Origin of the sequence: Sphingobium sp. B11D3D, assembly GCF_025961755.1 — a bacterium.
In the GTDB taxonomy this organism is placed as follows: domain Bacteria; phylum Pseudomonadota; class Alphaproteobacteria; order Sphingomonadales; family Sphingomonadaceae; genus Sphingobium.
Window position 1 is genome coordinate 1,066,021 of record NZ_JAOQOG010000001.1, and the last position, 15,282, is coordinate 1,081,302.

Below are 15,282 nucleotides of genomic sequence, written 5' to 3' on the forward strand. Positions count from 1 at the left end.
GGTCTGTGTGTCAGATCGCGCAGCTAATGGCCGATGCTGTAGCCGCCCGCAGGATTTCTGGATCGCCCAACGTGCTCAAGTGGCGAACCATTTCGCTCACCGTCGTCCGGTTCGGGTCGATACCGCGTCCATCGGTCAGCGTCGCGATCCGGCGAAGCTGCGCATTGCTCAGGCGATCCGTGAGGGTGCGCGCCATGCAGCCGGCCATCGGCTCGCTGAGGCCAGCGCGCACGAGCCCTGCGCGAATGCGACTTTCCGGCGTCGCGCAGCTGCTCAACAAAATGGCTGCGGGCAGGGCGAGGGCGGCAAGCGCGCGGGCGGAGGTGAGCTTCATGCGCGGGAGATTAGCCGGCCAGGCGGCTCATGCCTAGAGCCTGCGTTTCGGCTGCTCTGTCTTGGCGCACAGGCGGGCGCAGCATCCTTGGTGTGCGTGCCTGCTTGCTGGCCAGCCCGGCCCCGACCGGTTACACATCCGCCGCATCCTCCCTGCTGGAATGCGCACTATGATCGAGATGTTTTTCACCCGTTTTGCCAGTCGCATGGCGAGCTGGACGGGCCAGCCATTCACCTTCGTTCTCGCCTTGGGCATCATCGTCATATGGGGGGTCAGCGGGCCGCTCTTTCAGTGGTCTGATACCTGGCAACTGGTCATCAACACCGGCACGACCATCGTGACCTTCCTCATGGTGTTCCTGATCCAGAATGCCCAGAACCGCGATGCGAGCGCCATGCAGGTCAAGCTGGACGAGCTTATCCGCGCCATCGAGTCCGCGCAGAATGGCTATATCGGCATCGAGCACCTTACGGATGCGCAGATTTGCAGCCTGCGGGATGCCTTGGAGAAGGAAATCGACGCGGTGCCGGAATTGATCGCCCAGCGCCAGGTGGAGCTCAACAGGCTGATCGAGCGGCGCTGACAAAGCAAAACGGGCGCCATTCGGGCGCCCGTTTTATGGGGAGGACTGAGCGCTTAGCTCGGCATGGCCTGTGGATCGACCGGCCAAGGATGGGCCTTTGCGGGCTTCGAAACGTCCGGCGACGCCGAAGCACTGGCTTGTGCTTTGTCGGACGACAGCGATTTGCCGATCCCCTGCCGGGCCGTATCCGTCTCGGACGTCTGGCGATGTTCCGCTAGCTTGTCCTTGAGCTCCTGAGCGCGCTTGCGAGCGCGATCCTTATACGGCTCGAGGCGTCCCTCATCGTTCATCTTCTTGAGCTTCGAGCCGATGAAGGCGGCGACCGCTCCATAGAAAAATGTTTTCAGCATGATGCTCTCCTGATTTGCGAATGTTGCGAAGACGTTTGCGTTGGCCGGCGAGGCCTTAACGGCAGCGCACCTCGCCGCGTTCGATGGCGCGACCAGCCACGGCGCCACCTGCAGCGCCGATGATCGTGCCGATCGTCTTGCTGCCGCCGGGCGCGATGATGTTGCCGAGAACGCCCCCGGCAAGGCCGCCGATGATCGCGCCCCGCGTGCCGTCCGGCTTGCGGCAATAGTAGCCGCCTCGGTCGTCACGGTAGATCGGGTCATTGGCGCCCAGCACATAGCCATCATTGTTCGAGGCGTAGCCGGGGCCGCCGCCAAGGCCCATGTCGCTGCACCCTGCGAGGGTCATGGTCGCGGCTGCGAGCGCGATGGCCGGTGTGCGAAATCCTGCGAAAGTCATGTCCTTGCCTTTCTGATCGTCCTGCCCTTGTTGGCAGAGATAACGGCTGGAAGGCGAGGTCGTTCCGAGGGATCGCAGAACCTGTCCTGCTGCGCGCTCGCGTGCCGGATCAGCTCAGGCGATGTTCCAGCGTCACCTCGGCATTGAGCAGCTTCGAGACCGGGCAGGTCTTCTTCGCCTCTTCCGCGATCCGCGCAAACTCATCCGGGTCGATGCCGGGGACGGTGGCTTCCAGCACCAGGTCCGAGCGGGTGATCGTAAAGCCGCCGTCGCCCTGTTCGAGCTTGACCGAAGCCTTGGTGTCGAGCGACCCGTCCGCATAGCCGGCGCGCTCCAGCGCGAAGGAGAGCGCCATGGTGAAGCAACCGGCATGGGCCGCCGCGATCAGCTCCTCGGGATTGGTGCCGGGTTCATCGCCGAACCGGGTGCCAAAACCATAGGGCTGCTCCTTGAGCACGCCGGATTGGGTGGTGAGGCGGCCTTTGCCGGCCTTGCCCATGCCTTCATATTGAGCCGATGCTGTCCGGGTGGTCATATGCTGTCTCCTTGAACGCGTTGCGCAATATCGTTGAACGAACGCCCCCCGCGCTCGGTTGCCTGAAGGGCGACGTGCCAGATCGTACCATCTTTGCTGGAGGATTTGGCGACAATGCATGGGGGAGGCGTCGCCTGTGAAAGATATGGGCCGGAGACGCGATGCGCTCCGGCCCATAAGGGAATGATTGAGTAGCAGGGCCGACACTTACTGGCAGGCGAGAGTGCAGAGCCGAGATGCGCCGATGATCCGGGGGATCATTGGCAGGCGAGGCACTCGTCATAATCGGTGGACTCGCCCAGCTCGATCTTCTTGAGCTCGGCTGTGTTGTCCGCCTCCACGCCGCCCGCGAAGCCGGCGCGCTGGATGGACTTGGAGCGCAGATAATAGAGCGACTTCACGCCCAGCTCCCAGGCGCGGAAGTGGAGCATCAGCAGATCCCACTTCTCCACGTCGGCCGGGATGAACAGGTTCAAGGACTGCGCCTGGTCGATGAACGGCGCGCGGTCGGCGGCCAGCTCGAGCAGCCAGCGCTGGTCGATCTCGAAGCTGGTCTTGAACGTGTCCTTCTCTTCCTGGGTCAGGAAGTCGAGATGCTGCACGCTGCCGCCCTTCTCGAGGATCGAATTCCAGACATTGGTCGAATCCTTGGACTTCGCCGCGAGGATCTTCTCGAGATAGGGGTTCTTGACGATGAAGCTGCCCGAGAGCGTCTTGTGCGTGTAGATATTCGCCGGGATCGGCTCGATGCACGCCGAGGTGCCGCCGCAGATGATGCTGATCGACGCGGTGGGGGCGATCGCCATCTTGCAGGAGAAGCGCTCCATCACGCCCTGATCGGCCGCGTCGGGGCAGGGGCCGCGCTCTTGCGCCAGCACCATCGAGGCCTCGTTTGCCTTGGCATTGATATGCTTGAAGATGCGCAGGTTCCAGCTCTTGGCCATGGCGCCTTCGAAGGAGATGCCGCGCGCCTGCAGGAAGCTGTGGAAGCCCATGACGCCGAGGCCAACGGACCGCTCGCGGCCGGCGGAATATTTGGCGCGGGCCATCTCGTCCGGTGCGCGGTCGATATAGTCCTGCAGCACATTGTCGAGGAAGCGCATGACGTCCTCGATGAACATCTTGTCGCCGTTCCACTCGTCCCAGGTTTCGAGGTTGAGCGAGGAGAGGCAGCACACGGCGGTGCGATCCTCGCCGAACTGGTCCTTGCCGGTCGGCAGGGTGATTTCCGAGCAGAGGTTGGAGGTGGAGACCTTCAGGCCCACGTCGCGATGATGCTTGGGCATCATCCGGTTCACCGTGTCCGAGAAGACGATATAGGGCTCGCCGGTCGCCAGCCGCGTCTCGACCAGCTTCTGGAAGAGCGAGCGGGCGTCGACGGTGGCGCGCACGCTGCCGTCCTTGGGGCTGCGGAGCTGGAATTCAGTGCCGTTGCGCACCGCTTCCATGAACTCATCGGTGATGAGCACGCCATGGTGCAGGTTGAGCGCCTTGCGGTTGAAGTCGCCCGACGGCTTGCGGATTTCGAGGAACTCCTCGATCTCGGGGTGAGACACATCCAGATAGCAGGCCGCCGAGCCGCGCCGCAGCGAGCCCTGGCTGATCGCGAGGGTGAGCGAATCCATCACGCGGACGAAGGGAATGATCCCGCTGGTCTTGCCGTTGAGGCCGACCGGCTCGCCGATGCCGCGCACGCTGCCCCAATAGGTGCCGATGCCGCCGCCGCGCGAGGCGAGCCAGACATTCTCGTTCCAGGTGTTGACGATGCCTTCCAGGCTGTCATCCACGCTGTTGAGATAGCAGGAGATGGGCAGGCCGCGCCCGGTGCCGCCATTGGAGAGCACGGGCGTCGCGGGCATGAACCACAGCTTGGAGATATAGTCGTAGATGCGCTGGGCGTGCGCCTCATCGTCGGCATAAGCCGCAGCAACGCGCGCGAACAGATCCTGATAGGATTCGCCGGGCAGCAGATAGCGATCCTTGAGCGTCTCCTTGCCGAACTCGGTCAGCAGGGCATCGCGCATGGAATCGGTCACCACGTCGAAGCGGCGGGCGTCGATGGTGTTCGATGCTGCCGCCTTCTTGGGCGCCTTTTCAGGCGCATCGCCCGTCCGCACAGTCTCCATGATACCCTCGCTGGCCAGCGTTGCTTCTGCCAAACCTTCCGCCTGCAAATCCCGAAACTCCATGATTTAACCCCCAATGTTCTTGCTTCGTTCGGTTTCGTCAAGCCTTGGCCGGAGAGACCTCAAATTCGGATGTCGGCGGGATTTTCCGCCGGGTCACGCGCCTTGGCGCGCTATCCAGAACATCACGAAGCACAATCTATAGCGTAGCCCCCGGACCCCTAACACTATTGATAGTGCCACAGATGATTGCGGATGCAAGGTATAATGGCGATCGCGAGGCCGCATTTCATCGACGAAATGACTCGGTTGGGCGATGCCTGCTTATGCTGCAGTGCAGCGACGCGCGGTCCTGCGCGGGCTTGCCGGAAAGCAAGCGCAGAAAGCGGGCCGGAAAAATAAAGATGTGGAAAAGGCCGGCCATAGGGACGGGCCTGGCGATGCGCACCGAAACGCGCGCCGTCGTGATGCTGGCAAATCCGCCGAGGCCGCCTTATGGATCGGTCGAAGAGTCAGGCACAGAGGATTGTCGGCATGTCCCAAGGCATCATCATGATCATCGGCGCAATCGCGCTCATCATTCTGCTGGTGTGGGTTTTCCGGTCACGATTCGGAGCGGCGGACCATATCGATACCTCGGCCACCGCCGTGGGCGCGGTGACGGAAGCGGCACGCAACATCGCCGAGGAAGTCGTGCATAAATTCGAGGGCAAGCACGAGCCGCAGGTTGCCGCAGAGGCCCCGGTATCGGTTGCTGCTGCTCCGGTCGCTCCGGCTCCGGCTCCGGCTCAAGCTCAAGTCAACACGGCCCCAAACGCCATCGGCATCCCCGCAGCGGTGGGTGCGCCGGACAATCTGCGTCTCCTCAAGGGCGTCGGGCCGAAGCTGGCCGCTTTGCTGACGGAGCTCGGGATTACCCGCTTCGACCAGATCGCCGCCTGGAACGCGGCGGACATTGCAACGGTCGATGCCAATCTGGGCACCTTCAAGGGCCGCATCGTGCGCGACAATTGGGTGGAGCAAGCCGGCTTCCTGGCGCGCGGCGACACTGCCGGCTTCGAGGCGCGGTTCGGCAAGCTGGACGGCCCCGGCAACAGTTGAACGGACCCCCATTCTGACTGATCATCCTTCCAAGGCGGCGCCCGGCGTCGCGGCGCCCGGCGCCTCCGCACCGTCGCATCTCCCGCTCGGCCATGTCCTGCTGCTGGCCGCGCTGACGGCCACCTTGCCGGCCGCCATCGAGGGCGTGTCTCCCGCCCTGCCGGCCATTGCGAGCGGCCTTGGGGCAGACCCCACTCATATGCCGACCGCGATGAGCGCGTTCGTGATCAGCTTCGCCATCGCGCAGCTGCTCGGCGGCATGTGCGCGGATGCACTAGGCCGCCGGCCGGTCGTCATCGGCGGGTTGCTGCTGTTTACGCTAGCGGGCCTGTTGGGTGCATTTGCGGAGAGCTTCCCGATGCTGCTCGCGGCTCGTGCGCTGCAGGGCGTCGGGGCGGCCGCAGCGGTGCTGTTGGCCCGCACGATGGTCCGCGATCAGCTCGGCCGGGAGGACGCCGCGCGCGCTCTGGCGCTGATCGGCATCATCATGGGGTTCACTCCCGCGTTGGCACCACTCATCAGCGGCGTTCTGGTGGCGACAGGCGGCTGGCGTGCGCCCCTGGTGGCACTGGCCGTGATGGGCGGTGTGCTGGTCATCGTGACGACCCTGCGCTTGCCGGAAACGCTGGCGCGCGAAGAGCGGCTCCCCTTTGATCTGCGCGCCTTGTTCCGCACCCTCGCAGGCCTTGCCCGGTCGCGCGCGTTGATGGCCTACATCATCGCGAACGCCTTTGCTTACAGCGGCATCCTGCTGTTTTCTTCTGCCGCGCCGCAAGTCATCATCGATTATCTCGGCGTCTCGGCCGCCGGCTATGCCGCGATGCTCTCGCTGGCGACGGCCGGGTTCATCGCGGGCAATTTCCTGTCCTATCGTCTCGTCCGTCGCCTGGGCGTGGATGGCACCTTACGGGTCGGCGTGCTGTTCCAGGCGGCCGGGCCGCTGCTCATGCTGCTCGCCGTCTCTGTGTGGCCGCACATATGGGTCGCGCTGGTGATCCCGCAGATGCTCTATACCATGGGTTGGGGCATCGTGCAGCCGCAGACGCAGGCCGGCGCCTTGTCCACCCATCCGCACAGCATCGGTCAGGCCTCGGCCTTGCTGGGTTTCGTCCAGCTCGCGCTGGCCGGCCTGATCGTGGCGATTTTCTCGCGCGTGACGGCGGGAGAGCCGGTTTCGCTCGCTCTGGCCCTGATGGTTTGCGGCGGCATGGCGACGGTGTGCGCCTGGCATCTGGTGCCGCGCCAACGCGCCTGAGCCGTCAGGCTGCGATGGTGAGCGGCGCAGCCAGCGGCGGCTGATAGATCAGTTCGATGACGCCCCAATGCTGGCCCGCAATGGAGAGCGGCGCCACCACCTGCTTGAACAGCCCGCTTCTGCCCTGCGCCAGCGGGCGGCGACTCGTCCGCACGGTGAACGGTCGCGTGTTCCGCGCCAGCGCGCGCATGTGCGGCGCATTGAGCATCTGCCCCTGCTGGCCCTGATCGCTCGCCTGCTCCAGGGCCGCTGACGGTTGCTCCATCCCCTGCACGGGGAGAGCGAGCGCGCAAAAGGCGTTGCGGTCGAGGCAATTGAAGCTAACCAGCCCTAGCAGCTGCCGCGCACCGTCCCGCCAGCCCGCCGCAATCCGCTCGATCAGAGGCTGGGCAGGATGGCTGAACAGCGGCGGATTGCTGCTCGCCAGCGGCTCATAATCGTCCGTGAAGATCTGATCGGCCGTGATCTCGCCGGCTGCGATGGCCTCCTCGACGGCAGAAGCCATGGCCGCCGCCGCTTCGGACGCAAAGCGGATATAAGGCGAATCCGGGATGTCGACGCCGCTTTCGGCCAGATACTGGAGCAGCTGGTTGGTGTCCTCGCTCACGTCGATGACGCGCGTAGATAGCCGCTGGAGGCCGATGGCATTGTCGATGGAGGCATCGGCAAGGTCGGAGAGGCCGGTGCGGATTTCGCCGACCGAGCCGAGGATAGCGTGGATGTTGGCCGACACCGCCTCGCTGTTGCCGGAGAGGCCGAGGATCAGATCCCGCAACCGCGCGACCAGCGCGGCGATCTCGCCCGAGGCGGCATGGGCACCATTGGCCTTTTCCGCGCCCTGAGCGATTCGATCGAGCATGGTCTGCGCTTCACTGCGCAACTCGCGGATGGACCCTTCGATCTGCTGCGTGGCGAGGGCCGTCTCCTGCGCCAGCTTCTTCACTTCCGCCGCCACCACCGCAAAACCCCGTCCGGCGTCGCCGGCGCGGGCGGCCTCGATAGCGGCGTTGAGCGCCAGCAAATTGGTCTGGCCGGCAATGCCGCTGATCACCTTGCTGGTGTCACTCACGCTGGCAAGGGCGAGATTGAACCCATCCAGCCGCTCGTGAATGCGGGATACCTGATCGATCAGATCCAGCACATTCTGCGAGGCGGAGGCGAGCTGCGTGCTCGAATCATCGACCACCTTGCGCGCGGTGCTGGCCTGCGCGCGGGCCTGATCGGCATTGTCGCCTACGTCATCGCCCATCTGGCCCAGCGCGATCGCGGCATCTTCGAGCGTTTCGAGCATGGATGCCTGATCGGTCACGCGGTCGGCCAGCTCGGCAATGTCCACCTGCAGGTCGAGCGTGCGCAGGCCGAGCGCGCCGGTATGCTCGGCGACATGCAAGATCGTCGTTTCCAGCCGGTTCGTCATGTTCACGCGCTTTTGTCTCCCGCTCGACGGGCGGTTTAGGAACAAGCGGTTAAAATGACGTTGTGCAGTGCGGTATTAGTGGCGCGTCGCCCTAATCTCGGGCGCCGAGCAGCGCCAGCACCACCGCGCTCACCACCAGCAGCAGGCCGATCACTTCGCTCCGGCGCAGGCGCTCGCGCAGATAGAAATGCGCAAAGCTGAGCGTGAAGACGACCTCGCTCTGGCCGACGATCCGCACCAGCGCTACCGGTGCCGTCGCAAAGCCGGTGAACCAGCAGGCCGAGCCGAGTGCGGAGAGAAAGCCGACCTGACCCGAGACGCGCCATGTCTCGAACACCCTGCGCACCTGTTCCGGCTCGCGCCACAGCAGGTAGCCGCCCTGCATCACCGTCTGCAGGGCAACGGTGATGACCAGCACCGTGAGCGCTGCGGAAATAGGGTCGGGCGTGGTCACATCCATCGTCGCGCGCCGAATGGCGATCGCGGTGAGCGCGAAGAAGAAGCCGGATGCGATGCCGTAGCGCGCAGCGGGCTGGCCGAGCGCTCGCAGAAAATCGCCCGCGCTCATCCGCTTGCCGCCGGTCGAGAGCAGCATGACGCCCACCACGCCAATGGCGATGCCGATCCAGGCCAGCAGGCTCAGCGTTTCGCCGAGCAGCAGGATGGAGAGCAGGGCGCCCTGCGCGGCTTCCGTCTTGGAGTAGGCGGTGCCGACGACGAAATTGCGATGATGGAAGGCCATCAGCAGCAGGTTCGTCGCCAGTATCTGCGCCAGCCCGCCCAATGCGCTATAGATGACGGTGGCGCTGGAGAAGGCCGGGAACAGCCCGTCCCGCAGCAGGGCGTGATAGCCCAGCATCAGCACCGCCGCGAAGGGCAGGCCGTAGAGATAGCGCACAAGGCCAGCGGCATTCACGGACATCATCTGCCCGACGCGCCGTTGCACGGCCGTCCGCCACGCCTGAAGCAGGCCGGCCAGCAGCGTCGCCGGCAGCCAGATCGGCGAAGAAATCAACGCTGCGCCCTATGCCGGGTCAGGTTCATGCTTTCTCCAGCAGGCCTTCCCGGGCGATCTTCTCCTGCCAAACGAGCGGCGCGAGCTGGTGGACGTTGTTGCCTTCGCTATCCACCGCGACGGTGACGGGGAAGTCCTGCACCTCGAACTCGTAGATCGCTTCCATGCCCAGATCCTCGAAGCCGACGACCTTGCTGCCCTTGATCGCCCGCGCGACGAGATAGGCCGCGCCGCCGACTGCCATCAGATAAGCGCTCTTGGCCTCCTTGATCGCCTCGGTCGCCGCCGGGCCGCGCTCGGCCTTGCCGACGCAGGCGAGCAGGCCCTGGTCGAGCATCATGCGCATGAACTTGTCCATGCGGGTCGCGGTCGTGGGGCCAGCCGGGCCGACCACTTCCTCGCCGACCGGATCGACAGGGCCGACATAATAGATGACGCGACCCTTGAACTCGACCGGAAGTTGCTCGCCGCGCGCCAGCATGTCCTGAATGCGCTTGTGGGCGGCATCGCGGCCGGTGAGCATCTTGCCGTTGAGCAGCAGGCGGTCGCCCTGCTTCCAGCTCTGCACCATCTCGGGCGTGAGCGCATCGAGATCGACGCGGATCGCTTCGGCGCTCGGCTTCCAGTCCACCTTGGGCCATTCATCGAGCTTGGGCGCTTCCAGATAGGCCGGGCCGGAGCCATCGAGCGAGAAATGCGCGTGGCGCGTGGCGGCGCAATTGGGGATCATCGCCACTGGCTTGCCAGCGGCATGGCAGGGCGCATCGAGGATCTTGACGTCGAGGATCGTAGCAAGCCCGCCCAGACCCTGGGCGCCGATGCCGAGCGCGTTCACCTTGTCGAAAATCTCGATGCGCAGCGCCTCGATGTCCGTCTGCGGCCCGCGCGCCTTGAGGCTGGCCATGTCGATCTGCTCCATCAGCGCCTTCTTGGCGAGGTGGACGCAATGCTCGGCCGTGCCGCCGATGCCGATGCCGAGCATCCCCGGCGGGCACCAGCCGGCGCCCATTTGCGGCAGCATTTCAAGCACCCAGTCGACGATATTGTCAGCCGGGTTCATCATCTTGAACTTGGACTTGTTCTCGCTGCCACCACCTTTGGCCGCGACATCGACATGGACATGATGGCCCGGCACCATTTCGACATGCAGCACGCAGGGCGTGTTGTCCTTGGTGTTCCGCCGCGTGAAGGCGGGGTCGGCCAGCACGGATGCGCGCAGCTTGTTCTCGGGGTTGAGATAAGCGCGACGCACCCCCTCGTCGACGACCTCCTGCAGCGACTTGCTGGTGTCGTCGAGGCGGCAATCCATGCCCCATTTCACGAACACGTTGACGATGCCGGTATCCTGGCAGATCGGGCGATGGCCCTCGGCGCACATGCGGCTGTTGGTGAGGATCTGCGCGATGGCGTCCTTGGCCGCCGGCCCTTGCTCCGCTTCATAGGCCGTGCCCAGCGCGCGGATATAATCCATCGGGTGATAGTAGCTGATGAACTGAAGCGCATCGGCGACGCTTTCGATCAGGTCGGCGGTCTTGATGGTCACGGTCATGGCGCGCGTGAGACTCCCGGCAAATGGCAAGGAAAGGCGGTTTGGATGCCGGGCGCTATACGCCTTTGCCCTGCGCAGGCAAGCGCTCGACGCCGTTGCGGCGCGCGCCGATCCGCGCAATAACCGCTCAGCGGCGCGCGCTCATGACGCCGCAGGCAGGAAGGATGCATCAATGTTCCGGATCATCGGCTATATCGTCGTCGGCCTCATCGTTGGCGTCTTCGCGCGCTTCTTCTATCCCGGCGCCGTGGACCTCGGCTGGATCGCCACGATCCTGCTCGGCATCGGCGGTGGCATCATCGGCGGCTTCGTCGCGGGGCTGATGGATGGCAAAAGCGGCAACTTCCGCCCGGTCGGCTTCATCGGCTCCGTGCTGGGTGGGATGCTGCTGATCTTCATCGTGCGATCATTGAGCTAGGCGCGGTCAAGCCTAGGAACCGCCTTGTGTTCCTGTGAAAACAGGAACCCAGGGCGCAACCGCTGTGCCCCGAGGCCCTGGGCTCCTGCTTCCGCAGGAGCACCGCAACATTGAGACCGGGGCAAACTCGCTTATCATCCGCCGCCTTCATGGCTCTTCGGCGCGAACAGGGGCAGGCTCGTTACGTCGTCCGACGAAAGTGTGAGGCCGAAAACCTCCGCCAGCGTTGCCCGATACTCTTCCGGAGCGGCAATATCTCGGATTTCGCGGGTAGACCCCCGCGCGATCGAGAAACTCCGCTCGGTCAGCGCGGCAAAGCCGTCGGGCAGGACGATGCTGACAATGTGCAGGGTCGTAAAGCGCGAGTCCGCACGCGTGGAGGTCCAGTGGTTGCACTGCTCCAGATCGACCGGTGCCACCGGATCGAGGTGGAACGCATATTGCGGTTGCCAGTCGTCGGTCTCAGCGCTGCGCCCGTCGGTGGAGGCCGTCGGGCCGGCGCGCTCCAGCAGCCATTCGCCGAGGACGTCGCCGGGCTGGCCGGTCCGGCGCAAGCGATGGCTGGCCCCGTCGGGCGTCGTGGCCTCGGCGCCGTCCTGCAAGGGCAGGGGCGGCACGAAACTGCCGCCGAATCCGGCATCGGCTACCCAAGGCTGGCCTTCGATCTCGAGCAGCAACAGCGTATGCGTGCGCGGCGGGATGTCGCCGGGCGCCGCGCCGAGCAACACCCGCGCGAGCAGCGGCCTGGCCGGCAGGCCAAGCGTGCCCAACATGTCGGCAAACAGCCGGTTCTGCTCGAAGCAATAGCCCCCGCGTCGCCGGGTGATGAGCTTGTCGAACACGCTGTCCCCATCGATCAGGATCGGGCGGCCCAGGCGGACATCCAGATTCTCGAACGCGATGCGCCGGCGCTGCGCCGCCTGAAGAATGGCCAGGCCCTCCGCATCGAGTGCCGGCGCGGACTCAAGGCCGAGGCGGGCCAGATAGGCGTCGAGGCGGGCGGCGGCGGTCATGGCAGGCTCGCCCCGGTCAGGCCGCGTCGAGGCTATCGAGCGCCTCGCTGGCTTCCATCCAGCTCTGTTCGGCCTGTTCGATGGCGCCGTCCAGCTTGGCGCGCCGCTGCATCAGTTCGCTCATCGTCCGGTCCTTTTCCTGCGGGCCAGCCTTTGCCGGATCGAACAGGGCGAGATCGATCCGCGAGCGCTCGGCGGTGAGATCGGCCAGCGCTTTCTCTGTCTTCTTCACAGCCGCCTGCAGCGCCTTGTAGCGCTCCCGTGCCTGGGCGTTCGCGCGACGATCGGCCTTGCGGTCGTTCTTGGACCCGCTCTCCTTCGCCGGGGCACTGGCACCGCGCCCGAGCACGAAGTCGGTATAATCCTCAAGGCTGCCGTCAAAAGGCTGCGCCAGTCCGCTATCGACCAGCACCAGCCGGTCGGCGACCAGCTCGATCATGTGCCGGTCGTGGCTGACGATCACCACCGCGCCGGAATAGCTGTTGAGCGCCTGCACCAGAGCCTCGCGGCTATCGACGTCGAGGTGGTTGGTCGGCTCGTCGAGGATCAGCAGGTGCGGCGCGTGGCGGGTGATCAGCGCCAACGCCAGCCGCGCGCGTTCGCCGCCGGAGAGCGACCCGACCTTCTGGGTTGCCCTTATGCCTGAAAAGCCGAACCGCCCAAGCTGCGCCCGCACCGCGCCGGGGGTGGCGCCCTTCATCTGCCGGGTCATGTGCTCCAGCGGTGTGTCTTCCGTATCCAGCTCTTCCACTTGATATTGGGTGAAATAGCCGACGTTCATCTTGCCCGAGGCGTTCATCGCGCCTTCCATGGCTGGCAATTGCGCGGCCAGTAGCCGGGCCAGCGTCGTCTTGCCGTTGCCGTTCTTGCCGAGCAGCGCGATGCGGTCATCGGGGTCGATGCGCAGATTGAGGCGCTGGAGGATCGGGGTCTCATTGTAGCCGACCGACGCCATGTCGAGCGTGATGAGCGGCGGGCGCAGCGCTTCGGGATCGGGGAAGTCGAAGGACAGGCTGGGGTCTTCCAGCGCAGCGGCGATGGGCTGCATCTTGGCCAGCGCCTTGGCCCGCGATTGCGCCTGCTTGGCCGTGCTGGCGCGCGCGCTGTTGCGCGCGACATAATCCTGCAGCTTGGCACGCTCTGCCGCCTGCTTCTCGCGGGCTGATTCGAGCTGGGCGAGCCGCTCGGCGCGCTGCCGCTCGAAGGCATCGTAGCCGCCTGGATAGAGGGTGATCTTGCCGCCCTCCAGATGCAGGATGTGGTCCACGACATTGTTGAGCAGGTCGCGCTCGTGGCTGATCACCAGCACCGTGCCGCGATACTCCTTGAGGAAGCTTTCCAGCCACAAGGTCGCTTCGAGGTCTAGGTGGTTGGATGGCTCGTCGAGCAGGAGCAGGTCCGGCTCGGAGAAGAGCAGGGCGCCCAGCGCGACGCGCATCTTCCACCCGCCCGAGAAGCTGTCGAGCGGCCGGTTCTGCATCTCTTCATCGAAGCCGAGGCCCGTGAGGATGCGGCCCGCGCGCGCGGGCGCGGTGTAGGCATCGATGGCGATCAGGCGATCGTGCAGATCGCCCAGCCGGTCCGGGTCTTCGCATGTCTCGCTCTCCACCAGCAGCGCCGCGCGCTCGGTATCGGCAGCGAGTACGGTCTCGAACGGCGTGGCGCTGCCGCTCGGCGCTTCCTGCGCGATATAGCCCAGCCGCGTGTCGCGCGGCATGTCGACCGATCCGCCATCGGGGTCGAGTTCCCCGATGATCGTCTTCATCAGGGTGGACTTGCCGGCGCCGTTGCGGCCGATCAGGCCGACCCGCGACCGCGGCGGCAATGCCGCGCTCGCGGCATCGAGAATGACACGGCCCCCCAGCCGCACGGTGATATCATTGATGGTCAGCATGGCGCGCCGTTAGCACAAGCGCAGCGCAGGTCGTCCGGAAAATTCTGACCGCCGGCCGTGTTTGCGGATCTAGCCGGCCAGCGCAGCCGTCTCCGCATCGCCTTCGCCGGGACCGACGCAGTAGAAACAGAGCTTGTTCCCATCGAGATCCCGCACATAAGCGGCGTAGAAGGCCTGGCTCCCATCGGCGCTGCGCAGACCGGGCGGGCCTTCATCCACCCCGCCCATTTCGATGGCCTTGCCATGCAATCGCCGCACCTTCTCCCGCGTGCGCTGGCCCATGGCGACCATCGCCCCGTTTCCGGGCGTCGCCGGCCCGCCATTGAAGGGCTTGGCGACGCCGAACATCGGCTTGCTCCAGCTGGCGCCCCAGGCCGCGATATGCGGCAGCTCCAGCAACCGCCGGATGCCGACACTGCCGAACAGCGCATCATAGAAGGCCATGGCGCGCTGCAGGTCATTGGTGCCCACCGTCGTGTAGCCGATCATGGGTGCCTCTCCGCCGGGATGGACCGCTTGCCCGACTCAACGCCGCGCGAACCAGCGGCTCCATACAGTAGAATTCGGCTGGTGCTAACCGGTGGCGCTCCACGCTAGTTCTGCCGCCCCGAATTGAAACGCTTCGCATGGGCGGGTCCCTCTCGCCCCGAGGCTGTCAGCCCTGTTCGTCTCCCTTGCAGGCGCCGACCCGCTTGGCATCTACTGTCATCTTCATCGTCATCTCGCCTGCGGCGTCTCCGCCTTGGGCCTTTGAGGCCATTTCCATCCGGTAGCGGTCGGGGGCATATTCGCCGTCCATCTTCATTTCCATGCGGCCCTGCGCCCCGCCATCGCATTTGAGTAGCGCGGAAATCTTACCATTTTTCATCGTGAAGTGATCATATTTGCAGCTCTTGTCGTGCTCGCCGGTGAAAAAGGCCTTCTGCTCCTTCACATCCTCTTCGGTCACACAACTGGTGAAGCTTCGCCCGGCGCCCATCTGCGCCTTCATGTGATCACGCGCTTCGGCGGGCAGACCGGGCATCTCGATGTCCTGCACCGTCATCTGGCCTTCCCACCGGCCGGGGCTGACCATGACGCCATCGCCGCCGGCAGCCGCCACTTGCTGCTGCACTTCCTCGGGCGTCGCGTTGGTCGCCGAGACATTCGGGCCGCTATTGCAGCCGGAGAGGACAAGAAGGGTAGGGGTGATCAGAAAAACGGCGCGCATGGGCATGTCCTCTTCGCAAGGCCCGGCACCTGTGTGTCCAAGCTCGTCCGGCCGGTGATGGCGCTTTAGCCTCCGCAGGGCA

At 65.2% G+C, this 15,282-nt stretch carries 16 protein-coding genes; 4 read left to right on the forward strand and 12 right to left on the reverse strand.

Annotated features, from left to right (window positions below; translation table 11 throughout):
* Positions 1-10 precede the first annotated feature (10 nt).
* On the reverse strand, positions 11-334 hold the full coding sequence (locus M2334_RS05040; RefSeq protein WP_264571028.1) for a hypothetical protein: 324 nt from the start codon (positions 332-334) through the stop codon (positions 11-13).
* Positions 335-503: 169 nt separating this feature from the next.
* Between M2334_RS05040 and M2334_RS05045 the strand changes: the two genes are divergently transcribed.
* A complete protein-coding gene (locus tag M2334_RS05045; RefSeq protein ID WP_413715532.1) occupies positions 504-917 on the forward strand; it encodes a low affinity iron permease family protein in 414 nt (137 codons plus the stop codon).
* 53 nt (positions 918-970) lie between these two features.
* On the opposite strand, the gene M2334_RS05050 is transcribed toward M2334_RS05045, so the two are convergent.
* From M2334_RS05050 to M2334_RS05065, 4 genes are all read right to left on the reverse strand, one after another.
* Entirely contained in the window at positions 971-1,267 is a 297-nt protein-coding gene (locus M2334_RS05050; protein WP_264579531.1) for a hypothetical protein, read from the reverse strand.
* A gap of 55 nt (positions 1,268-1,322) precedes the next feature.
* Entirely contained in the window at positions 1,323-1,667 is a 345-nt protein-coding gene (locus M2334_RS05055; RefSeq protein WP_181560327.1) for a glycine zipper 2TM domain-containing protein, read from the reverse strand.
* A gap of 109 nt (positions 1,668-1,776) precedes the next feature.
* Positions 1,777-2,202, reverse strand: a complete 426-nt coding sequence (locus tag M2334_RS05060; protein ID WP_264571026.1) for an OsmC family protein — start codon at positions 2,200-2,202, stop codon at positions 1,777-1,779.
* Positions 2,203-2,459: 257 nt separating this feature from the next.
* Entirely contained in the window at positions 2,460-4,391 is a 1,932-nt protein-coding gene (locus M2334_RS05065; RefSeq protein ID WP_413716430.1) for a ribonucleoside-diphosphate reductase subunit alpha, read from the reverse strand.
* Between the two features lie 471 nt (positions 4,392-4,862).
* On the opposite strand from M2334_RS05065, the gene M2334_RS05070 reads away from it, so the two are divergent.
* The gene (locus M2334_RS05070) at positions 4,863-5,429 is read left to right on the forward strand and encodes a hypothetical protein (protein ID WP_264575276.1); all 567 of its coding nucleotides are present in this window, start codon (positions 4,863-4,865) and stop codon (positions 5,427-5,429) included.
* 103 nt (positions 5,430-5,532) lie between these two features.
* On the forward strand, positions 5,533-6,684 hold the full coding sequence (locus M2334_RS05075) for a Bcr/CflA family efflux MFS transporter (RefSeq protein WP_264606036.1): 1,152 nt from the start codon (positions 5,533-5,535) through the stop codon (positions 6,682-6,684).
* A 4-nt stretch (positions 6,685-6,688) separates the two neighbouring features.
* On the opposite strand, the gene M2334_RS05080 is transcribed toward M2334_RS05075, so the two are convergent.
* The 3 genes from M2334_RS05080 to M2334_RS05090 form a co-directional block, all read right to left on the reverse strand.
* Positions 6,689-8,101, reverse strand: coding sequence for a methyl-accepting chemotaxis protein (locus M2334_RS05080; protein WP_264595365.1), 1,413 nt, complete (start codon positions 8,099-8,101; stop codon positions 6,689-6,691).
* 91 nt (positions 8,102-8,192) lie between these two features.
* Positions 8,193-9,116 (reverse strand): EamA family transporter, encoded by a 924-nt coding sequence (locus tag M2334_RS05085; RefSeq protein ID WP_181560322.1) that lies wholly within the window; start codon positions 9,114-9,116, stop codon positions 8,193-8,195.
* Between the two features lie 25 nt (positions 9,117-9,141).
* Entirely contained in the window at positions 9,142-10,665 is a 1,524-nt protein-coding gene (locus M2334_RS05090) for a fumarate hydratase (RefSeq protein ID WP_264594070.1), read from the reverse strand.
* Positions 10,666-10,837: 172 nt separating this feature from the next.
* Between M2334_RS05090 and M2334_RS05095 the strand changes: the two genes are divergently transcribed.
* Entirely contained in the window at positions 10,838-11,083 is a 246-nt protein-coding gene (locus M2334_RS05095; RefSeq protein ID WP_181560320.1) for a GlsB/YeaQ/YmgE family stress response membrane protein, read from the forward strand.
* A gap of 134 nt (positions 11,084-11,217) precedes the next feature.
* Here the strand turns inward: M2334_RS05095 and M2334_RS05100 are convergent, their stop codons facing one another.
* The 4 genes from M2334_RS05100 to M2334_RS05115 form a co-directional block, all read right to left on the reverse strand.
* Positions 11,218-12,096 (reverse strand): arylamine N-acetyltransferase family protein, encoded by an 879-nt coding sequence (locus M2334_RS05100; RefSeq protein ID WP_264594071.1) that lies wholly within the window; start codon positions 12,094-12,096, stop codon positions 11,218-11,220.
* Between the two features lie 16 nt (positions 12,097-12,112).
* Positions 12,113-13,990: an ABC-F family ATP-binding cassette domain-containing protein gene (locus M2334_RS05105; protein ID WP_264587636.1), complete on the reverse strand. Its 1,878-nt coding sequence runs from the start codon at positions 13,988-13,990 to the stop codon at positions 12,113-12,115.
* A 69-nt stretch (positions 13,991-14,059) separates the two neighbouring features.
* On the reverse strand, positions 14,060-14,479 hold the full coding sequence (locus tag M2334_RS05110) for a VOC family protein (protein WP_264585528.1): 420 nt from the start codon (positions 14,477-14,479) through the stop codon (positions 14,060-14,062).
* A 166-nt stretch (positions 14,480-14,645) separates the two neighbouring features.
* The gene (locus M2334_RS05115; RefSeq protein ID WP_264594072.1) at positions 14,646-15,200 is read right to left on the reverse strand and encodes a DUF3617 domain-containing protein; all 555 of its coding nucleotides are present in this window, start codon (positions 15,198-15,200) and stop codon (positions 14,646-14,648) included.
* Positions 15,201-15,282 lie beyond the last annotated feature (82 nt).